The sequence below is a fragment of the Ferrimicrobium acidiphilum DSM 19497 genome, assembly GCF_000949255.1.
Classification (GTDB): Bacteria; Actinomycetota; Acidimicrobiia; order Acidimicrobiales; family Acidimicrobiaceae; genus Ferrimicrobium; species Ferrimicrobium acidiphilum.
This window is the reverse complement of the sequence record NZ_JXUW01000019.1, coordinates 1-21,694: the sequence shown is the minus strand read 5'-3', so window position 1 is coordinate 21,694 and position 21,694 is coordinate 1. Positions and strand designations below refer to the sequence as shown.

Sequence of the window (21,694 nt, the reverse complement as noted above, 5' to 3'; positions counted from 1 at the left end):
ACACGTACAGGCATTCCCCAAGTGATTCCTTTCCCCAGGAAGTCGCCGTGCATCTATAACTATGGTTGACGTCTATCTGTTCCACAAACACCGTTCTGAACTGCTCATATACTCTGGTGAACCGTTGAAACGATGGATCATAGGTGCGAAGACCTGACCTCTGGCCAAGGTCACGCAGACCTCCGTGATCCCCACTCCAGCATCGCGTCTGCCGATAGGTTTCGAGAACGCTCTCAATAAGAGACATTGGACGGCCCCTGGTGAGTACGGGAGGGTGGCTAGCAGATCAGTCCTTCACTCCAAAGCCCAGGGTCTTTCCCGGTCGTTGGTCTAGATCCGTTCTGTTAATGACCTCCGTGAGTAGGCCGAGGCTAACTCGGGACTCTCCACATCTACGTGCCCTTGCCAAGGCAGAGGTAAGTAGTTGTCGCTGTCGTCTCGGTGAGAACTCACCTATACGGTCGATCACCTCATCGGTAAAGGCCATCCCGTCATAGTCACGAAGGAGAGCGGCCACAACTGAGCTAGTAATGACACGACGTTGGCTTGGAGTAGGGCGTGAAAGTTTGAAGCTGAGAAAGCGACTCGCTAGTGGTGGATCGAGGCGATCGCGCCGATTTGCGGTAGCGATCCAGATGATGTGGCTCACATCTATTGGGAGCGGAAAGCAACCATCGGTGAAGTACCTGGCCGACTCTGGCTCTAACAGCGTGTGTAACGGAGAGAGAGGGTCTCCGTAGGCATGATGCATCGAGGCCTTGTCGATCTCATCCAAAGAGATGATCGGGCTCAAGTGGTGACTCGCGGCCATGGTAGTAAAGACGATCCCAGGTTGTGAGGTTGACCAGATTGGTTCGGCTCCAGCGAGAGAGCCACCTAACTGAAGGTTGTCAAAGGAGAGCCGTGCCGAGGGGACACCGAGCACCTCATGGAGTCGATTCACAAAGTAGGACTTGCCAATACCAGGCTCACTCACAATAAGGATCGGATCAAGAACCAAGGGACGTTGGGAGGTGATCGCCAGGTTGATCGCATCTGCGATATGTTCAATTACTGCCGAGAAGTTCGGGAGATCTTCGGCGAGCTTATCCAATGCGCTAAGTACATCGGGAGCGAACCCAAAGTCTCGGTAGGGACCGATCTTACCGAGGTCAGTCGCGATCTTGTCGTACTGGTTCCGCGCGGTCTCGTTCTGATAGGTCGTCGCTGTTGCGATAACCCGTACTAGCTCCTTGCCACTAAAAAGCTTGCGGCTCTGAGTCCGATCCACAATCCGAGAGACAGGGGGCTCTGGAGGTTCATCAAACAAGGACGGACTTCCAGATGGTGGATCGCCAAGCTTGGTAACCGGTTCAGGTGAATCGACCTCATCTCTTTCCAGACACTCATGGAGGTGCTTGAGGATTGGCTTGGTGAGAACGGAGGGGCGAGTCCCTACCTCGAGGCCGTCGAGGAACTCCTCGAACACATGGGCAAAGGCTTCGTCTCGGCCCTGTTCTAGGAGGTGAACAAAGTGGGCTACGAGCGCTGCAGGCACATCGGTAGATCTGACCTCGACGCCGAGCTTGGCAGCACTGTCTTTGAAGTTTGACGGCCCTGTGGCCTCCAGCCACTCCAGTTGCCAATCGAGATCTCTCATTATGCCTTCGATATCTGCCATACCAGCCACTCCTTCACTCGAACAACATCCGATACCTCTTGTAATACCCAGCCAGATTGGGACTAAGAAAGTGCGACGGGTAACGGCCGCGAGTGCCTACGTGATTGGTTGGCTCTACCGCGACGTCAGTGGACGTTGGAGCTGTGCTAACAGACTCCAGAGGAGGATAGAGTTGCACAAGTGCGTCAAGCCGAGCGAGCTCGGTCGTGACGACTCAGACTGGTACTTGGATGATACCAAGAAGCCGTACGACTCGAGGACGTGCTGGGGTCACAATGCTTCGGGGATGGAATGCGGATTTTGGAGTGCTTGGGTTGGAGAGATTGTCACTAGAAGACTGAGCCTTCAGCCTCCTATCTGTTCCAGAAACACCGTTCTAAGATGTACACGCCATCAGAACTGTCGAAATGACGGACCGCGGCCGCGGCCGCGGCCGTATCACAAAATGTTGTTGGATGAGGATCTTGCTAATGGATTAGATCCCAGTTGCAGCACCCGTCTTGATGAAGGCTCACAACTCGACCTTCCAGCGATGGTAAGGGTGCTGCAATGACCCAAACATAATGATGCATATCTACCAGGGTCTTTGCCTTCCAGAATCCGCCAAAAAGTGACGCGGCGTCACATTGTTGACTGCCCTTTGCCCCAGTGATCTTGAGATAGGCGGCTAGCTCCTATTGACCAGAACACAATGATGGAGCACTATCTGGGAGTTTATTTGCCTCCCGCTGCGTAAAAGTGACGCGGCGCCACTTTTCCCACCGCTCGAAATCATCCAGTACCCGACGGAAAACAGGGAAGTCGGCTGACTCCTATCTCCAGCGCTGCAAACCTTTTTTGAAATGGGCGTACTCAACCAGATTATTCCCAGAACCCAGCGCGGCGCTTAGTCCAACTGGACAATATGGGAGACTCTTGTGACCGAGCCGTTGTGTGCACTGATGGCGTTTCTCTCTTGGAGGGGGCAATGTAGCACAATCACCGAGGCGTTGACCTCTAAGTTTTGACCCTAACCCATTGACGACGTTCCCGGCCTTGATATCCCCATCCGAAGTCTCTGGCATTCTGGCAAGGGTGGTAGGTATTGGTCGAGATACCGGGCCGAGCGCATCAAAGAACTAGACGGACAGCCACGAAACAGATAGATAGTCAGTAGGAGGAGCGAATGGTGATCGCACGGTTTGAGTTGTTGGATGTGGACGACGGCTGGGTCGAACCTTACGCTCGCGCCATCACTTCGCTTGACGACGCCATCCGGAGCCTTATCACCATCTTGGCCGCGCCGATAGCTGCCAACGGTTCACTGCGGATTCACCGCGACGATCTCGCGCTGTGGCGGTGGATCGTGGAGTTTGTACCAGTCCGCCCCGACACCCCCGATGTGCTCATGGCGATGCTACATACGCTAGCGCAAGCTAGAAGTAAGAAATTAGGGTTGCCAGAGGCTGTGATCCAAGCGTGGAGCGATGTTGCTCTACTTGCCCTACTTGCCGAGGCAATGGTGCTGGAGGTAGACATACCAGGTGCCGCGCCGGAGGTCGAGCGGATGTTGTTACCGCCGACATTTACAGCGCACACCTCGATAGGTGGGTGGGAGGTAATTCCAATAACCGAGGCGGTAGATTGCTTAGTTGTGGACGGGTGCATACGGCACGGCACGACCCTGGAATACCTTACCGACTATGACACAGTGGCAATGGAGATCGCCTACCACAATGACGGGGCGGATGTGTTAGACCCCAACCACGTCACAGTCAGCGCAGAGCAGCACACCCTAGCGATCATGCTGGGCGGCGAGGTAATGCTGCACAAGACCTATAGGACAGACTTCTTTATTACCACAACCAAACAACCAACTCGTGAGGCTAAGCGCCGGTAACTACCACGAGAACTCATCAGGGTCAGCACTTGGACGCCGCTTTAGTGCGGAACTCATAAACAGCACGAACGCGAAAATGCAGAAGAGCACCGCGATGAGTATGAGGGTGATACCCTCAATTGCACCGTTCCGCAGTGGGCCTCGGCACAACGAAAGACCCACCCCCGAGGCATTGTCGGCACCCGTTAAGCCTGGATCCACCGACGCACCCCGGTGTCGGGGTCCGTCGGTGGCCCTCGGGCTGTGATTTTGTGCCGCTGAGTTGACCCGTGGTTCTGGATCGGTTCTGACCCGAGTCGGGACGTGATGGGTTAAGGATCTGATTTGGTGTTTCATTTGTGGGGCGCATGGAGAGTGTTTCCCGACCGCGCTTTCGAGTCGGAAGTAGTTCCCTATATGGGAACTGGTTCGAGTGCCCGGAGGGTCGAGAGTGCTCTCATGAAGGCCCCGGCCCATGGCCAACGAGCCGGAGTGCGCAGTGTAATCTTGCCCGATCGGTTGACGAGTCGTCCCACAAGCGAGATGAAGTGGTTGCGAAAAGTACGGGCTATGACCATGGACTCCCTCGGGGTAATGGTACCAAGGTAGCTCACCTGACGGGTGAGGTTATGGGCGATCACCGCATGGGCTAGCCATGCTCCATTGGCATGAAACTTACCAGAGGGGACGTGTTCCATACCGGCTCCCTCTTTGAGATCTTTGATGGAGAGTTCAATCCGTGCTCGGTTACGGTGGAACTGATCCACCTCAACAGCTGAACCTAACAGGTCAGTGACGAATCCGAAGTATCTCCAGTTAGGAAAGAGCTCGGCCTGGTTACCAATAAGGCGGGTACGACGGATAATGAGACGTCTCCCCTTATAGGTGGTCTCTGCTACTTGGGCCTCACCGTTCTCGGTGTAGTCAATAGCTACCCAGGAGTCGGTGTCGATGTCCTCTACCAGCGACTTTATCCCTTTGGCGTTGGCATGGACCGCCATGGTGTAAGAGATGCCGAGACGTTCTAACTCCTTCAACGTCGCATCTGATTGGTACCCAGAGTCAAAGCGGATGGTGATCTTGCCTGTCGACCCGATGCGTCGACACCTAGCGATGAGCTCTTGAACAAAGCGCTTGGTTCCCCGTTGTGTATTGGCTGAACCTTTGCGCATCCGTTGATGAAGTACCTCACCGGTGTCGGAGCGAACGGCCAAGAGTGGGTGATAGCCGAGCTTCTTCGTATACCCATAGGCTGCTCCCTGCTTGGCGTAACCAGATACCTCACAGATAGTAGAGTCGATGTCGATCACCAGGGGATCGTCTCCCGGGGCCAGGCCCATTGCCCAAGCACGGGTGAGCTCTTCCTCAATCACCTCATCTAATTGACGAACGTGACCAAAGGTAAAGGAACGTAGGTAGGTACCAAGGGTCGAGGGAGCAGCGACGTGAAAGGGAAGCACCTTCGAAGATGCCCCGGCTCGCAAAAGATCCACGTGGTCAATATGAGAGGCACCCGCCACCATCGCATGAATGAGGGTCAATGACTTACTAGCTGGATTGGCCCCACCCACTCGACCGGTGAGATCTACCCGCTCGGAGATGAGAGCATCTAGACCAAGCTTGGAGGCAAGGGTGGAAACCAAGAGAAGTCCAGCATTAGCGACCAGATTCTCATCGTCAAAGGTGACCTCGATAGCCTCTGAGTTCTGGTAAGATCGTGTCACAGAAAGTGTTCTCCTTTGTTGGTCGTTTGGGATGCTTCTATACACCTATTCTACCAGCTCAGGGGGCACTTTCTTCAGTTTTCGGCGACCAATTCACAGAGTTGGTCGGTGCTTCTAGGTTAAGTAGCCCAACGGATTACCGCAAGAGGCAGGCACCCCAAGTAGCGAGATGCTATCAGTTATCAGCAGCCGCGCAACGCCAAGCACAAAGAACACCGATGCCCCGAGCATCACCAGTATCACTTTAATCATCCGCGGTATCTCATATCCAGCCCCAGTTTACATCTGCCAAGAAACCAGGCACGGCTAGAACACAACGGCGCAACGTTCTGAGCTGTGCTGTGATGTGGCAGAAGTAGCAGCCGAGCGGCCTGGCTCACCTCCCAGTGGAGGGCTAGAATAGCGCCATGCGAGGTTCTTTCACCGTTTCAGATTTCCACCGAACTGCTTCAAAACTTGAACTAAATGAGCTAGGAGCTTCGGGGGTCTTGAATCCCCGACTCAATTTTTATGGTGAGGTATCTCTCATGCCGGAGGTGAAGGAAGTTCGCCTTGAAGTCAGCTTAAGACTGGAATATCGGAACGAGTTAATTGGCGAAAGCAAACCACTGAGGGAAACCGTAGATCAAAACGACAAAAACGTATCCTTCGAGATCGTTACCTCTCAGCGACTACTTCGGCACATCACGGATGGTTTGCCATCTAGCGAATCATCTGTTCAGATAGATGCTCAACTTCAAGGCGTGGGGTGGTACTACCTAAAACCAATTGACGAGCGTGCAAATGGCTACCAGACGGGAGATGATCCAGAACCAGGAGAATGGAAGGAGTTCAAACTACATAACCCAAAGCTAACCATCAGCATTGAGCGTTCTGAATGGTACGAAAAGGTGTTATCCCGGACCAAGAGTGAGCAATACCGATTCTTGGAAATCGCACTCCCACGATCCGACAGCACCTTAGCACAAGAGTGGGGCAAGACCGTTGAACACTTACAAAAAGCCGAACGCGCTTACGCTGTAGGTGATGATGCGGCTGTCTTTAGCTACTTGAACGGAGCCCGCGAAGCGCTGCCAGGCACTATTCAGAGGATTTGTGACGGTATCCACGACACCCACAAGAAAAAGGCTGTAAATGAGTTACTTGCGAAAGTAGGAGCCTACATACATTCAGGCCGGCACGTTTCCCAGACGGGTCCTGAGGATGGGAAATTTCCAGTCGATCACATGGATGCTGCATTTGCTATCGACCTCATGCGTACCGTTTTATCGCACCTTTCACTCATACTCTCGACTGAACGTGATCGGGCATCGCGGCAATAAGATCCAACGTCTCCACACACACTCTGATCACCCGCTTGGTCAGCTCCACAACGTACATTGGATCCTCGCTGAACTCGTTCGGATCGTTCTTGATCCCACTCTTCTTATCCACTGATGGCCTTATTCGTTGTAAGAAGAGCTCGAGCGCCGGACGTGGCCCGAGTATCCACTCCGATGCTCGCTCTGGTACCCCCGTTAGCGTTAGGTGCTCATTGACCTGAATCCGTGTCCGATCCCAGTCGGCTTTGCCTCGTGCTCCGGACCCCTTGTTCGGGTGCCCCATTATGGTCGCGCGATAGCGTTCGCGTCCATCTTCTGGAGGCATGAGAGTGAACTCCTCCGCCACTGGATAGGGCTCCACGGTTTCATATCCGATATGTAGGTCAAGTAATTTCTCACCAATGTCGATCAGCTCGCGATAGTTCTTCAGCCAAGGTATCCGTGGATACTCCTTGGTGAGGTTGTCAGCGTATTGTTCTATGTAGCCTGGGTGGTGAAGGACTCCGTAGATGTAGGCAAAGAGATCATCCTTGGTGAGCGAGTTGTCTCCGTAGATGCCCTGGAACTCCGCCAGCGCTCCATCGGTGATGTTATCGACTCGTCTGATCTCCGACTCCGCTCCATCAAAGAGAACCCCTTTGGTATTAAGAACCTCATAACGGTAGCGAGCAAAGACGTGGGTAGTGTCTATTGTATGCAAATTTGGTGTCACATCCGTCGCTAAGACCGCAAACCTTCCAGCACCCCTGCCACTCACCAATATCGCCCGATTTCTCACTTCTTCCGTTGGGAAAATAATACTGATTTGAGCTTGATCCTCGTTAATTGCTTTGTCGAAGTAAAGCCACTGTTTGAAGAATGGGCGATGGAGTCCAAACCTGGCTCGCGATGGATCACATTCAACACCCGATCCATTCGCTCGCCGCTTCAGCTCAAGCTTGAGACCCCTAGACCAACTGATCTTTGTCTCGTCGCCGATTACAAAATCATCGACCGAAGAGGGATGCTCGTGCCTGTAGCGTTCAACCTCTGAGTTGAACACCTCAATCATTGAACCCATCGTTGCAAGCAGAGCCTCCCGTGAGGAGTTATAGACCCAAGGATCTCGATTTGTCTTTAAGCCATTTGAATCTATGTTGAAGATTCCGGCATCGGGCTCCGTGGTCGTCAAGGACTTGAGCCCATACCAACTCTGATCTCGCTGATTGATCCAGTCGTGTTGTTCGTTGGGCTCGATCAGTGTCCATGGTACGCCTGCTACCGAGTTAAATTGGGCAAGTTGGCCGAGCTTGGCCTCTCGGCTCAAGTAGTCACCAATGTCGTGGTAGAAGATACCTCGTGGCGCTCGTTCGTCCACCCCCCCTTTGATCAGGATGAGCATTGTTACAGGAATGCGGACTTCGAAGACGTTGCCACCTTCACTGGCTATAGATTTGTCGCCATAACTTCGCCGACTGTTCCCCCTCAAGTCCATCACGTAGACTGCATCGAACTCGTCTTCGAAACTCGCCCGTACTCCTTGGCCAGATCCTCCCCGCAGCCAGCCTCCGTTGGTCACAAAGCAGACGATGCCAGAGTCCCCTATGCGATCCGAGGCCCAACGAAGCGCACGGATGTAGGAGTCGTACAGACTGTTGTTGGCAACAGCTCGTGATTTAGCGACGTAAGTATCGGCAATTCGCAGATCGAGGTTTGGGTACTTTAGGTTTTTAGCATTATCGTTCGCAGTACGCTGTCCAACCGAATACGGAGGATTCCCGATGATCGCGGTAATCGGAGCTCGCCGTTGGGCCTCGATGCGCTCAGAGTTGGCCTTGAAGACCGTCTCCTCCATGAAGGAATGCGACTCACTCAACTGGAAGGTGTCGGTTAAGACGATGCCGTTGAAGGGTCGATACGTATCGGATTGGGTCATCGCGTGATAGGCGGACTCGATGTTGACCGCTGCGATATAGTAGGGCAGGAGCAGGATCTCATTGGCGTGAAGTTCACTCGCGTACTTGGCAGGCAGGGATTCCCCCAGAAGCCCAAGCTCGATTAGACGCACGATGAAGCTCCCAGTTCCAACGAAGGGATCTAGGACATGCACACCTGAGTCTTTGAGTTCAAGACCAAAGTAGGTTTGGGTGAGCTCGGCGACAGATTTCAACATAAAGTCAACGATCTCAATCGGGGTATACGCGATCCCCATGCGATCGGTGGTGCGCTTTAGAGCCTTGTTAAAGAAGTTCTCGTAGAGGTCCTTCACAAGTTGCTGGCGAGCATCCTTGGTCTTCGCAGCTCCTGCACGTTCTCTGACCGATGCATAAAAGCGTTCGAGATCCTTGGCCTCGGACTCTGTGCTCTCCTCATCGATGAGGTAGGCGACGACTGCGTCGAGTGATTTTGATACTGGGTTCGAGCTCGCAAAGTCATAGTCGCCAAAGAGGGCGTCAAAGACCGGCTTTGTCACCATGTGCTGGGCGAGCATCTCGATCGTGTCATCTTCTGAGATACTCGGGTTGATGTTTTCACGCAGCGTCTCGACAAGGCTCGCAAGATTGTCGGCAAATACGCTCGATCGGTTCTTCGCCTCTTTGATACGAGTCACATAGGTGCCAGCGAGTACTGCAACATCCTCGGCCCACTGGGGCCAGTACTTAGAACTGGAAAGTCGCTTTGAGAGCTTGGCAAAGATGGCGGTCTCGATATGTTCTGGCCAGAGAGCTGCCTGGGTGTTGATTTCGTTCAACGTCTCCTTGTGGGTGCTATCGGACTCCTCGGAGTCACCAGCTACCCCGATCACGTTGATTTTGCGCTGAGCTGGATCACCAAGATTCAAGGTGTTGATGATTGCCTCGAAGCGTTCATCATGGGCCTTTAGTGCCTGAAGGATCTGCCAGACGACCTCAAAGGACTTGTTCCGATCGAGTGCCTCGTCAGGATCGACGTTAGAGGGAATGACCACTGGGAGAATCACGTAGCCAAACTGTTTGCCCTCTGCTCGCCGCATTACTCGCCCTACCGCCTGGACGACATCGACTTGAGATTTGCGGGGTTGTAAGAACATGACGGCATCAAGGGATGGTACGTCTACCCCCTCAGAAAGACACTTGGCATTGGTGAGGAGTCGGCACTCCTCGGTTGATTCTCTAAGCCAGTTGAGATCCCCATTGCGCTCCAGTGCCCCCATCGTGCCATCGATGTGTTTGATCTCGACACCAGGCAGATTACGACTGGTCCCGATTCCTTGAAGCTGAGCTTGGGCGGCGACGTCGGTGAAGGTCTTTTGAACCTCCTTAGATCCATTGATGGTATTGACAAAGATGACTCCGGTCTTCATGGGGTCTGGATCATTAGCGAACTCCTCCTGACTATCGCTGATCTTGGCGAGTCCCATCCAACAACCGAGCAGTTTTGCCGCGTCGTCGAGTTTGATCTCAGAATCTGAATCTGTGAGAACAGAGTGCAGGGTCTGGGCAGCATAAGCCTCATCGATCGCCAGGATCACCACTTGGTAATCCGAGAGCAGTTCTCTCCTTACCGCCTCACCAAAGCCAAGACGATGGAACTCTTTGCCAAAGTGGGCCTCGTTGTCCATCGAGTAGAGGATGACTTCGGCCTCGGTGGCCTTGGATTTGGCCCGGTCTCCATAGACCTTCGGAGTCGCGGTCATGTAGATGCGCTTGGTTGCTTTGATGCGCTCATTGTCGTGAACGAGCACAAAGGCAGAGTCGTGAGTCTCGGTAGCGACACCCGCGGTCCTATGGGCCTCATCACAGATGATGAGGTCAAACTCCGGGAAACCGAAATCTCGTTGGGCCTCTTCGATCACCCGTAGGGACTGGTACGTTGAGAAGGTGACATACATCGGCTCATGATCGCCTTGGGAGAGAGCTCTTTGCCTCGCGGTCTCAAGGTGAGCTCCTAAGCGTTCTGGCTTGGTGGTGGCAGGCAGTGCGATATCAAAGGTACGGCTGTCCTCTGAGTCCCGGGTGACCTCGGTGTCAGAACAGACCGCTAGACACTGGAGCGGTATCTCGGACTCACGAGTCCACTCTTTGAGCGCTTGGGAGAGAAGAGCGATAGAGGGGACGAGAAAGAGTACGTGGCCGCCACGTCCTACGACCTCTTCTGCGAGCCGGAGCGAGGTGAAGGTCTTGCCCGTCCCGCAGGCCATGATGAGCTTTCCTCGATCGGCTTCGCGAAAGCCCTGCTTCACGTCATCGATCGCCGCTCGTTGATGAGGCAACAGGGTTCGGACTGAGAGCTTCAGGAGCCTATCTGGAATCGTGGGATCGAACTTTGACCAGTCGATTGGTGACTCAAGGAGATCAGAGAGTCCAAGCCTCTGGACCGGGGGGCGCTGGTCCTTTAGGGTATTGGTTGCGTTGGTGTTCCAGTGATCGGTGGTCGCGATGATGAGCCGTGAGGTAAAGGGCTCTCTCGATGAGGCCGACAGGAAGCTGTCGATTGCTGGCTTTGAGACGCTTTGGCCGGCTGGGATGAACTTACACTGAATTGCACACACACCGCCATCGCGCTCGATGCCAACAAGATCGATTCCGGTGTCGCGTTCCCTGGCTGGTCGGTCAGGCCACTCCATCCAACTAAAGACCTTCTCGAAGCGGTCTGAGTAGAGCGGATCGGTCTGCAGGTAGGTCCGCATCATTCGTTCAAAGGCGGTCCCCTGTTGGGAAAAGCTTGCAGACAGCCGGGTGAGCTTATCGAGAAGATCCGTTAGGTTCATGGAACTACTGTAGTACAGAGGCCACCGCGCGCAGGGGCACCGTTATTATGTCCGGTCATGGTGCCTTGAACACGGCGCAGGGGCACCCGAGTCAGCAGTTTCCGAATTTCTGCAGATCCACTTAAGCAGACACCAGTCAAACTGTACTATGGCGTGGATGCGTTGGCGTGGAAAGAGAGTGATATTGGGGGAAGTCAACAGTTTGGAACCAGAACCGGCAAAAGCGTCCGTTAATGGTGAAATTAAGGATAACCCAGAATACCCACCTTCGGCACACTTAGATCGCGTCTACACCGAGATAAAGAGCAGGCTTGACCTTCAACGAACGGAACTCGATGACCTTCAGCGGATCGTCGCCATTGTGCTTGCAGCAAACGGAGTGGTTCTTGGGTTTGCCGGCAGTCAGTTTCCGTTCGGCCATGGTCGGCCTGAATACATCGTTGTTATTTTCATTGTCGCGATTGGAGTGTTGTCCCTGGATATTTTGGTGGGGGTTTGGGCGCTATGGCCAAAGAAGGCTATCAAAGCGATAGTGGAACCCCCAGCTTTGGTCGACGAATATGTCGAGTCAGCGACGAATGTGATGTTGTTTGACCTAATCGCAGCAGCAAATAACGCCTATCAAAGCAATGAAAGCATTGGAATCAGAAAGAGGAGGAGTTGGCTTGTTCGAACCCAGCTCTTGTTGCTGGGTTTGGGTGCTCTTGTGCTAGGCGCAGGCATCATAATCTCACACGTATAGCCTTAGAAACGTGACCAAGACCTCACCGCACAACATCCCTGAACCTAAGCCGGTCGTCCCGAAGGTTTATCCAGCTCCTAAGGATAGGCCAGTAAACCAGCGACTTATCGGCGAGATAACAAAGGGCCAGAAGCCTAAGCAGACCAAGTAGCCGGTTTGCGGATCGTGTCCGGCGATGGCTCACCCCTCCACCGGCAGCCCAGCAATCGCCTTAACCCGATCACCGGCGCTCGGCAATGAGTACCGCCGCGTGCTCTCCAGGCGGCTATGGCCCATCATCTCGGCCACGATCACGATGTCAGTACCTTGCCGCACCAAGTTAGTCCCAAACGTGTGCCGCAAAGTATGTGTGCTCATCTCCAGCCCCACCGACGTGCCGAGTTGCACCACGATCTCGCAGATGCTACGACTTGAGAGTCGCCCGCCTCTGCGGTTAATAAACAGAGCATCAGATTCACTAAACCACCTATCCCCTAGCCACTCATTGACTGCCTTCCGAGCCTCGGGGTGTAGCGGCAACTCGCGGTGCCGGTCGCCCTTGCCGTGCCAGACGGTGACTGTGCCCTTGCGGGCGCTGAGCACAACGTCCTCAATGTTGAGCGCTGCAAGTTCGGCCACCCGTAATCCAGAGTAGAAACCGAGTAGGCCAATCGCACGATCCCGCGATAAATCGGCCTTCTCTGCGGAGCGGAGGAACAGAGTCTGCTCTTTTGGTTCCAGTGCTCGTGGTGATGCTTGAGGCAGGTGCTCGTGACGTGCGCTTGGTGCGCCGAAGCCGAGAGTCAGGCAAAGGTGACCTACGGCATCTAAGTGGCTGTTAACGGTCGAAGGTGACCGGTGACCGTCCTTGAGATGCTGCCGGTAGTCTCGGATCACAAAATCACGATCAGAGGCTAGATCTGCACCTTCGGGTAACCACTCCAAAAACGCCGCCACACGAGAGGCATAAGCCCGCTTGGTGTTGGCAGACAGTGGGGCCTTGCCAAGAGCGAGCTGGTATGCGGTGAGTTTTTCTTCTTTATTCATACTGAACCATGATAACGCAAGGGTCTGACAAATATCGGAAGTTGTTTTGACGGGTTACAGATTGCTAAAGACACGAATATCGGAAGTAGACACTCGATCCACTTCCGATATTCACTACTATCGGAAGCTGGACTCCTCGTTGGTTTTCTCAACCCAATCAGCAACCGCAGTGGTGTGGTGTGGATGTCTATCAACTTGTACATGATTTACAACCTTTTCATTCATGACGCTCATCGAAAGATGGGGTAAGATGGCCCTCGTGACGCCAACCCAAGCACATGAACGACACCGACGACCTCAGCGCTTAGGTCCCGGATCTAGAGTCGCGGTAATAGCGCCATCAAGTGGAGTTTTGGACCGCTCAATGTTTGATCAGGGTGTTCGAACGCTTGAGCACTTCGGACTTGAAGTCTTAATTGGGTCGGCGGTTCACGAGGTGCGCGGCTACCTAGCGGGAGAAGACCATCAGCGTGCCGAAGACCTGCTCTGGGCACTCAGCGACGAAACTATCGATGGCATATGGTGCGCGCGAGGCGGATACGGCGCCCAACGTACCGTCGCTTCCCTCGACATGGCTGCATTCGAATCCCTTGCAGAACGACCTCCCAAGGCTTTCATTGGATTCTCGGACATTACCGCGCTGCACGCGCTGATCACCAGCCGCCTCGGATGGATCACTTTCTATGGGCCAGGCATCTCGAAGCTCAGCAATGCCACGGACTACACACTTGACGGTGTTCGTGTCGCATTATTTGAAGCGCAGCCGTTTAAGGTCGAACCTCGACCGGGAGTTAGTACGGTCACGACGCTCGTGAATGGAACCGCAGAGGGGATACTCGCAGGCGGGTGCCTCCCGCGATTGGCCAATTTGGTTGGCACGTCACTTCAAGTCAATTTCGATGGAAAGATATGTTTCTTTGAGGACGTCTCAGAGGCGGTGATGGAGGTTGACGGTAACCTAACGCAGATGATCGCGGCGGGATGTTTCGATGGTTGCGTCGGAATAGTCATTGGCGACCATGTCGGCGTTGAGACTCAATATGACTCATCACTCGAGCTAGAGCAGGTCTTTGGCGATCTGCTGGTGCCGCTCGACATTCCGTGTTGTTACTACTTACCTATCGGTCACGGGCCAGATCAAGCGACCTTACCAATCGGTGCCACAGTTCAACTTGACGCTGACAATGGGATTCTAGCCGTGCTGAACCCGGCAGTTGCCTAACCAGCTGATTCAACTCTTATCACCCTGTGGGCACTTTGGCGGCCTCCATCAATCGAGGTATATCCCAACATGACGTAAGAGACTGGGCCGCTGCTCAACTTAATCCGCGCGGGTACGTTGCTGACCCAAACATAATGATGCATATCCATCAGGGTCTTTGCCTTCCAGAATCCGCCAAAAAGTGACGCGGCGTCACATTGTTGACTGCCCTTTGCCCCCGTGATCTTGAGAGACAACTTCATCTGCAACGGAACTCAGTTTGACCAAAACATAACAATGTCTCCTCACCTGGTGTTTTGATTGTGCCCGAATATCCAAAAGTGACGCCGCGTTACTTCCTGTCAAGGGACATCTCAACCTGCACGGGGACGGACACCTAAGTTGCACGGGGACGGACACTAGTTTTGCACGGGTGAAGGCGCGTCATCTAGGGGGCGTGTAGCACCTAGCTTTCGTTCGGGATTGGTATTAGAGGGGCATCACCCCCTTGCCCGAGAGAGCCTGTGAGAGTCGGATGGACTCGCCTGTCGTCTCTATGAGATGGGCATGGTGAGCCAGGCGATCGACAAGCGCTGCAGCAATCGATCTTGGGTTGAGGATCTCATCAAAGGAAGCGAGTCCAAAGTTAGAGGTCACTATCAACGAGGTGGTCTCATAACAGGTCTCGACGACGCGATAGAGCGCTTCGGAGTCGTTCTCACCAATCGGTAGAATCCCTAGATCGTCGATGACGACCAGATCGAGACGTCTGAACTTGGCCAGGGTTGAACCAAGAGTATCGGTCGCCTTGGCCGTTGCGATGGTTTGGGCAAGGGTCTCGGAGTTAAACCACGATACTCGCATGCCAGCCTCGATCCCCTCTGATGCCAGTGCCTCTGCAAGGAAGCTCTTACCCGTCCCTGGCGGACCACAGACAACGAGGTTCTCTGCTCGCCGTATCCACGCCAAGGTGCTAAGTGCGTTGATGACATGGGTGGGCACTGATGAGACCGAATGGTCAAACCCAGCCAGGGTTCTGTTGCCAGGCAGGTTTGCAACCGCGCGTCTCACGAGTAGTGTCGAGGCATTTCTCCCGTCGATCTCGGTTTCAAGGAGAACTCGTAGGAGCTCTATTGGATCCCACCGTTGCGCCTTGGCCGTTGTGCAGAGATCTTGGAAGTTACGACGCAGGTGGGGCAATCGGAGCCGCTTGGTCATCTCAGCGATCTCTGTTGCTACCGGGTTGGTCTCTCCTTGGGTCATCTGCATGCCGAGACCGCCTTGAGCTTTGCGTAGGGCAAGGTTGAGCTACCCAGGCTCTCAACCTCACGAGCGGCTGGTGCCGGTGTCACCTGTTGTGTCTTGGCTAGCAGTGCGTTCATCGTCGTATAGCCAAAGTCACCAAGGGCTAAGGACTCCGTAATGGCGTTCTTAGCAATCTGGGTCTCAGCCAAAACGAGGACCCCGATAGTGTCAGGGATCTTCTTGGTCCCGAGTGAGGCAGCTCTCTCGAGCCAGGTCCCAGCCTCGGTTGTGATACCAAGGAACTTGCCTTCGGTCTCGTTCGTTGGGATTGGGTGTCGAACGAGCGGACCACTTGGGTGCGACGGGTCCTTGTGCTTGTCAGAGATCACGTATCCATAGGGTTCACCTCTCTTGTGACGAGCGACCTCGGTGACTCCGCTCCCTGTGACCGTGACGATCACCACCTCATCGTTGTCCTCGCGCACATAGACAGTAGATCCGCGAAGTGAAGGGTCCACCGAGTAGCCACAGCGACGATAGCGAACGATTCCCATGTTGACCTCTACACGGCGCATGACCCCGTAGGCAGCCACGTAAGGATTCTTGGGTAACGAGGAGAACGCCGTTAGCTCCTGGGGGAGAACGAGCGAGGGGATCTTACCTGTGCCTGAGTGCACCTTGGCATTGATCTCGATGTTGAAAGCATTAATTGCGTCTTTGAGCTCCCCAACGCTGGCGTAGTTGGCTACCAGGTTGGCATCCGTTGGGCACAGGTGCTCTTTTGCGACACGTACAGCCCGTTCTACCCCACCTTTGAAGAGGGATCATAGGGGATGCAGGTCTGTAACGCAAACCCGTAGGCGGAGGCGAACTTGACCATCTTCGCGTTTAAGACCGCAACGTTTGCGATGTGAGCGCTAGCGGCTGTCTTGGCGTTATCGGTGAGCACGTAATGAGGGACCCCTCCGGTCATCGCAAAGCAGGTGTGAAGGGCACCGATGACGTTCGGGAGAGACTGATCGGGGATGTAGAGCACGATTCGATACTTGGAGTAGGGCAGGTAGTAGTGAAACAGGGTGGTCTTCTCGCCATCGATGACCGGTCCATCCGAGAAGTCGTACTGAGCCCACTTGCCAGGCTCTGGTATCCAGGGCCAATACACGCGCGCATGAGCCCGGCGGTACTTGGTCTTCTCCTTGCGCACCGCTCGCCTGGTGCTACGTCCCGATCCCTTGTACCCGATCCCTTGGAGTCTTCGATGGATGACATCGGCTCTGATGAAGCCCTCGGAGGCCTCCACGAGTTCGGTAATGAGGCTAAGTTCGTCGGCATTAAAGATTGACGAGGTACTTTGTCGTCGTCCTCTCGCAGCAAGTGTTCCATCCTTTCTGGCTTGTACCAGGGCCTTTACGGTATTGGGAGAGCAGTGGCACTCTCTGGCTGCTTGGTTGTAGGACTGGTAGAGGTCATAGGCCTCGAGTATGTTCATGGCTTGGGTACTATCCTTCATGTGTAACGGCTCCTTCTGGAAATTGGTAATGTGACAATCTCCAGTTTCATCCAGTGAGGAGCCTGTTTGTTAATCCGAGTTGTATCTGGTGTTATCTGGGGGAGAATCCCTAGTGCTCAGGACCCGACGATGAGCTCAGTGCCGACGAGTTCGCTAATTGCGACGCTTTCGTCACACGAGGGGCAATGCCCCCCGATTCCGACTCGTCGCATGAAGGTGTGACACTCCGAGCAGCGTTGTTCTCCCAGGGATCGCTCGCCGCAAGAATCGCACTCATAGACGGTGATCTCCCGACGTGACCGTGACTTGGCTACGGTGATATTCTCCCTACCCACACTGCGCCGTCTGCGATAGCCAAGAGAACGACAAGCATCTGAGCAATAGGTTCTCCTCCCCGACGAGGGGAAGCTATTCCCACAGACTGGGCACTCTATCGTGACGCTATCGTGACGCAACGGGGATTTGACTCCTGGTGACCCCACACTCGGGTGGAGTTGGTTGATCTCATTGACTTTGAACATGGGTGACACTCCAATTCTTGGGCAGTTGTGCATTGTTGGACATGATGTGTGCTCTGGTGCATTCTCGAGTCGCCATTGGCATACCCGATGCTCTCGCCAACGCGCCTCAACGATGTGCGCATACTTCACCTTGAACCAGCCACCCTTGGAGGGCAGCGATGTGCGTGCAGTTTTGGTGTCCGTCACCGTGCAATTATTTGGCCGCATCCATGCATTATTGCATGTCCGCTAACACTTCCTCGCCACTCCTACTACTGGTTGATCATTGCAAGCAGAGATGATCTGAACCATCAGGTGCGTATTCCTGCGAAATGTGCCACCCGTTCTCGCTGAAATGTGCCACCCCCTAGAGGGCGCGAGACGGACTGCTTGAAGTGTATATCTGATGGGTCGAGAATTGGCTCCTTTCGATTGATTTATGTGCACCCCAAAGGTCGGAGTTCTACTCCCTTTGGATGGTTGTATCCTCAGTTGAGAAAATCGTTGAGCCGGCTAGCGAGACGCTGTGCACCATCTCTGGTCTGACCGAGAGGTACCCTGAAAAGTTGTGTTTGGGCTACTGATGAGCGCGACGGGAAAAGTTTGGGGTGAGTGACCTGGTTGGGTGGGATTTCCTACTGGAATGTCAGTAAGAAAAAAACAATCAGAAAGGAAATCCCAATGACCATGATAACCCCTGACTTCTCGGGTCAGTCCCATGAAGTCCATGACGCCATTACCGAGCTGTTGCGCGTTCACGCAAGGCATCTCATCGCTACCGCTCTTGAGGTAGAGGTGACCGAGATGGTCAACGAGCTCAAGAGTGCCGGTAGGGACGTAGTACGCAATGGTTACCTGCCGGAGCGATCTGTCACGACCGTTGTCGGTGACATCGAAGTCGAGGTACCAAGGATCCGCGCACGCGATGGTGAGCCGATCAACTTCGCCTCAAAACTCATCCCTCCCTACCTACGCAGATCCAAGTCCATCGACGCCTGGGTCGCCTATGCCTACCTGAAGGGCATCTCAGAGGGGGATATGGCCCGAGTCCTCGAGGTTGTCCTCGGCGAGGGAGCAAAGAAACTAACCCCCAATGTCGTCTCATCGCTCAAAGCCAAGTGGAGGACGGAGTTTGACGAGTGGAAGAAACAGGACCTTAACAAGTTCACCTTCTCTTACATCTATGTTGACGGCATCTATCAGAAGATCCGGGGGGACAACCCCAAGCTCTGCGTACTCGTCGTTATCGGCGTCGATGACCAAGGAAAGAAGCACCTCCTCACCTTGGAGGATGGGACAAGAGAGTCCACCCAGTCTTGGCACGAGGTTCTCGTCGATCTCAAGTCCCGGGGGATGAACGAACCAGCTCTGGCGATAGGCGATGGTGCTCTCGGGTTCTGGTCAGCACTGAGCGAGATCTACCCAACGACCAAGCACCAACGGTGCTGGCTTCACAAGACGGGCAATGTCTTGAACTATCTACCCAAATCCCTTCATTCAAAGGTCAAGGGGTCGATCCGTGATATCTGGATGTCACCGACCAGAGATGACGCCAAGGCTGCAATCAGAACGTTTGAGACCAAGTACGGGGCCAAGTACCCAAAGGCTGTCAACTGCCTGACCAAGGACACCGACGCGCTCTTGGCCTTCTATGACTTCCCAGCTGAACACTGGGTACACCTGCGTACAACCAACCCGATAGAGTCGACCTTTGCGACTCTACGTCATAGAACCGTCAAGGTAAAGGGTGCCTTCTCCAACGAATCCGCTCTTGGAATGCTCTACCAGCTGGGTCTTGAAGCCGAGAAGTCCTGGCGGCGCATCACCGGTCACGAACGCATCGCAGAGGTCATCTCTGGCGTTGCCTTCGTTAATGGCGTACGCGCCGATACCGCCTAGAGCAGACTCTTAGCGCACAAAACTATCGCTGAAGGCCCGTGAGGGGCCGTCCCTCGGATCCAGTCACCGATGCAAGAACTGCCTAAGAATTGGAGTATCACCATGTCCAGTGTCAATAAGATCAACCAACGTCACCCGAGTGTGGAGCCACCAGGAGTCAAATCCCCGTTACGTCACGATAGCGTTACGATAGCGTGCCCAGTCTGTGGGAGTAGCTTTGGCCCCTCGGGGAGGAGAACCTACTGCTCAGATGCCTGTCGGGCCAGTGCCTATCGACGACGTCGTAGTTCGGGTACTCTCCCGACGCTCAGGGTCCCAAGATCCCAGCCACGTCGGGAGATCACCGTCTATGAGTGCGATACCTGTGGTGAGCGCTCTCTTGGAGAACAACGCTGCCCGCAGTGTCACACCTTCATGCGACGAGTCGGGATCGGTGGGCATTGCCCCTCGTGTGAGGAGAGCATCACAATCAGCGAACTCATCGGCACTGAGTTCATCGTCGAACCCTAGCCACGAACGTTGAGTTAGTCACCCAAACCTGTACCCAACGTCCCTCCGGCTGCTATGGTAGTTGGTGGCATTTGTGTAGGAATCACACCCGATTGGTCAACCGGTTAGCAACCGAACCCAAACTGGGTCCGAAGACGCTTTTGAAGTGGTCCATACACAACTTTGCAGCATACCTCTCTGACCGATGACAACGATCAGTTCGTCGTTGTCGCGACGTAGCTTGACCATCCACGACCGCTCCTCGTTTCGATTTCTTGTGCTAGCGGAGCCAAAGTGCACCTCTGCTGTGACCGGTCCTCTCCTTCGTCGTCGATGTGTGGCTACACGACAAGCGGCCGAGCAGTACCGGGCTGGTCTTCCCCTGGGTTGTTGGCCCAGAATCTGGGTGCATCCCGGCCCCTCGCAGATCCTTGACAACGATGGTTTCGTAACGTTACGTAATGGCTCTCGACTTTGTTCTTGTCGGCTCACACTCATGACTTCTTTGTCCTCATGGAGGTCCCGAACATCTGGATAACGTGAGCGTTGCACAGCAGGCGATCTAGGACTGCATCAGAGAGTGTCGGATCCCCAAGTGCCTCGTGCCAGGAGTCAACGGGAAGCTGTGAGGTGACGATGGTCGACTTGCGTTCGGATCGATCCTCTAACACTTCCAATAGGTCCGAGGGTTCGCTCCCTGTGAGTGGTGTGAGTCCGAAATCGTCTATGACTAGTATCTCAGCGCGTGAAAGGCTCTGTAGTACCTTCAGATACCTTCCATCACCTCTGGCGATGGCTAGATCCGCAAAGAGAGCTGGTGCCCTCCGGTACAGTGCACTATGGCCAGATCGAATCCCAGCGTAGGCCAGCGCACACCCAAGGTAACTCTTACCTATTCCAGTTGGACCGGTGACCAGAATGTTCTGGTGTGCATCTACCCAGTGAGATGAGCTAAAGCCCATGATCATCGAACGCTCCAGTCCCCTCGGGGTGTGAAAGTCGAGGTCCTCAATGCTGGCTTGATGTCTGAGCTTGGCAGCTCTAAGCCGGGTAGCGAGCCTTCTGGCCTCTCGATCCATTGCCTCCCGGTCTACTAACATTGCGAAGCGTTCCTCAAAGCTGAGCTCGAGGTATTGGACACTCTCTAGCTGCTCACGAAACGCGTCTGCCATCCCCTTTAACCCAAGGTCTGTCAGGGTCCCAATCGTCTGGTTGTTCAACATGTCACGTTCTCCTGACCGCCGGCGAGCAGTTCCTTGTAGTACTCGGTTCCCCTGATGTTTTGATGCTCAATAGGTGGCGGGCCAGGCGGTGGGGCGAGTGCGACGGCATCGAGTCCGTTTTTCAAGATAGAGACCACGCTCTTGTACAGAGGGCTATGGATCGCTATTGCTCTCTCACATGCCGCCTCGACACGCTCTGGGGTATAGACCTTCGATGCCAAGTTGAAGATACCTCTGCACTGGTTAAAGCCTTGTTCTGGGTAGTGCCGTCCAGACATGATCGTCTCACAGACCACCTGGGTACTTGGTCCTATCGTCCGAGCCCACTTGAGTATCCTTGCCGGGGTCCATGATGCCTGGGCCTGGTGACTCGAGGGCATGTGCGCAAAAGAAGTCTGGTACTGACCCTTCCTCTCGCATCGTCGGTGACTCGCTATGCGCACTCCAGCCGAGAAGATCTCCACTGTGGTTCTGGTAACCCGTACATCAAGGGTCTGTCCAACCAGATCGTAGGGAACCGAGTAGTAGCCGTCTAGGACCCGTACGTGGTAGTTCATCTGGACTTT

17 protein-coding genes are annotated in these 21,694 nt (G+C 54.3%); 6 read left to right on the top strand and 11 right to left on the bottom strand.

Annotated elements, in window-relative coordinates; genetic code table 11:
• Positions 1–286: 286 nt before the first annotated feature.
• A complete protein-coding gene (locus FEAC_RS09375; RefSeq protein WP_052566150.1) occupies positions 287–1,660 on the bottom strand; it encodes an AAA family ATPase in 1,374 nt (457 codons plus the stop codon).
• A 1,165-nt stretch (positions 1,661–2,825) separates the two neighbouring features.
• Here FEAC_RS09375 and FEAC_RS09370 point away from each other — a divergent pair.
• Positions 2,826–3,539 (top strand): hypothetical protein, encoded by a 714-nt coding sequence (locus FEAC_RS09370; protein ID WP_035390961.1) that lies wholly within the window; start codon positions 2,826–2,828, stop codon positions 3,537–3,539.
• A gap of 392 nt (positions 3,540–3,931) precedes the next feature.
• Here the strand turns inward: FEAC_RS09370 and FEAC_RS09365 are convergent, their stop codons facing one another.
• Positions 3,932–5,242 carry an IS1380 family transposase gene (locus tag FEAC_RS09365; protein WP_052566149.1) on the bottom strand — a complete coding sequence of 437 codons (1,311 nt, stop codon included), beginning with the start codon at positions 5,240–5,242 and terminating at the stop codon, positions 3,932–3,934.
• Between the two features lie 114 nt (positions 5,243–5,356).
• The gene (locus tag FEAC_RS15585) at positions 5,357–5,494 is read right to left on the bottom strand and encodes a hypothetical protein (RefSeq protein ID WP_156099307.1); all 138 of its coding nucleotides are present in this window, start codon (positions 5,492–5,494) and stop codon (positions 5,357–5,359) included.
• Positions 5,495–5,649: 155 nt separating this feature from the next.
• On the opposite strand from FEAC_RS15585, the gene FEAC_RS09360 reads away from it, so the two are divergent.
• Positions 5,650–6,564: a hypothetical protein gene (locus FEAC_RS09360; RefSeq protein WP_035390958.1), complete on the top strand. Its 915-nt coding sequence runs from the start codon at positions 5,650–5,652 to the stop codon at positions 6,562–6,564.
• On the opposite strand, the gene FEAC_RS09355 is transcribed toward FEAC_RS09360, so the two are convergent.
• Positions 6,524–11,293 carry a type ISP restriction/modification enzyme gene (locus tag FEAC_RS09355; protein ID WP_035390956.1) on the bottom strand — a complete coding sequence of 1,590 codons (4,770 nt, stop codon included), beginning with the start codon at positions 11,291–11,293 and terminating at the stop codon, positions 6,524–6,526. The two genes, FEAC_RS09360 and FEAC_RS09355, sit on opposite strands and share 41 nt — an antisense overlap.
• Before the next feature lie 202 nt (positions 11,294–11,495).
• Here FEAC_RS09355 and FEAC_RS09350 point away from each other — a divergent pair, with 202 nt between their 5' ends.
• The gene (locus FEAC_RS09350) at positions 11,496–12,035 is read left to right on the top strand and encodes a hypothetical protein (RefSeq protein ID WP_152623167.1); all 540 of its coding nucleotides are present in this window, start codon (positions 11,496–11,498) and stop codon (positions 12,033–12,035) included.
• Positions 12,036–12,215: 180 nt separating this feature from the next.
• On the opposite strand, the gene FEAC_RS09345 is transcribed toward FEAC_RS09350, so the two are convergent.
• Positions 12,216–13,061, bottom strand: coding sequence for a tyrosine-type recombinase/integrase (locus FEAC_RS09345; protein WP_035390952.1), 846 nt, complete (start codon positions 13,059–13,061; stop codon positions 12,216–12,218).
• Positions 13,062–13,284: 223 nt separating this feature from the next.
• Here FEAC_RS09345 and FEAC_RS09340 point away from each other — a divergent pair, with 223 nt between their 5' ends.
• A complete protein-coding gene (locus FEAC_RS09340; RefSeq protein ID WP_081901208.1) occupies positions 13,285–14,283 on the top strand; it encodes a S66 peptidase family protein in 999 nt (332 codons plus the stop codon).
• Between the two features lie 468 nt (positions 14,284–14,751).
• On the opposite strand, the gene istB (FEAC_RS09330) is transcribed toward FEAC_RS09340, so the two are convergent.
• The 4 genes from istB (FEAC_RS09330) to FEAC_RS15230 all read right to left on the bottom strand — a co-directional run bounded on the left by istB (FEAC_RS09330) (position 14,752) and on the right by FEAC_RS15230 (position 17,724).
• Positions 14,752–15,531: an IS21-like element helper ATPase IstB gene (gene istB / locus FEAC_RS09330; protein WP_201773888.1), complete on the bottom strand. Its 780-nt coding sequence runs from the start codon at positions 15,529–15,531 to the stop codon at positions 14,752–14,754.
• On the bottom strand, positions 15,522–16,184 hold the full coding sequence (locus FEAC_RS09325) for a Mu transposase domain-containing protein (RefSeq protein ID WP_052566146.1): 663 nt from the start codon (positions 16,182–16,184) through the stop codon (positions 15,522–15,524). Before FEAC_RS09325 ends, istB (FEAC_RS09330) begins: the two co-directional genes overlap by 10 nt.
• A gap of 125 nt (positions 16,185–16,309) precedes the next feature.
• Positions 16,310–17,017 carry a DDE-type integrase/transposase/recombinase gene (locus FEAC_RS09320; protein ID WP_052566145.1) on the bottom strand — a complete coding sequence of 236 codons (708 nt, stop codon included), beginning with the start codon at positions 17,015–17,017 and terminating at the stop codon, positions 16,310–16,312.
• A 116-nt stretch (positions 17,018–17,133) separates the two neighbouring features.
• Entirely contained in the window at positions 17,134–17,724 is a 591-nt protein-coding gene (locus tag FEAC_RS15230) for a hypothetical protein (RefSeq protein ID WP_152623166.1), read from the bottom strand.
• Positions 17,725–18,198: 474 nt separating this feature from the next.
• On the opposite strand from FEAC_RS15230, the gene FEAC_RS09315 reads away from it, so the two are divergent.
• Together FEAC_RS09315 and FEAC_RS15225 are read left to right on the top strand one after the other, a co-directional pair.
• Positions 18,199–19,416: an IS256 family transposase gene (locus tag FEAC_RS09315; RefSeq protein ID WP_035390947.1), complete on the top strand. Its 1,218-nt coding sequence runs from the start codon at positions 18,199–18,201 to the stop codon at positions 19,414–19,416.
• Positions 19,417–19,518: 102 nt separating this feature from the next.
• Positions 19,519–19,926 carry a hypothetical protein gene (locus tag FEAC_RS15225; RefSeq protein ID WP_152623165.1) on the top strand — a complete coding sequence of 136 codons (408 nt, stop codon included), beginning with the start codon at positions 19,519–19,521 and terminating at the stop codon, positions 19,924–19,926.
• Between the two features lie 473 nt (positions 19,927–20,399).
• On the opposite strand, the gene istB (FEAC_RS09305) is transcribed toward FEAC_RS15225, so the two are convergent.
• Both istB (FEAC_RS09305) and FEAC_RS15580 read right to left on the bottom strand, forming a co-directional pair.
• Positions 20,400–21,128 (bottom strand): IS21-like element helper ATPase IstB, encoded by a 729-nt coding sequence (gene istB / locus FEAC_RS09305; protein ID WP_052566144.1) that lies wholly within the window; start codon positions 21,126–21,128, stop codon positions 20,400–20,402.
• Positions 21,122–21,694 (bottom strand): Mu transposase domain-containing protein (locus FEAC_RS15580; protein ID WP_419195365.1); only part of this gene is annotated, 573 nt, incomplete at its 5' end. The genes FEAC_RS15580 and istB (FEAC_RS09305), both read right to left, overlap by 7 nt.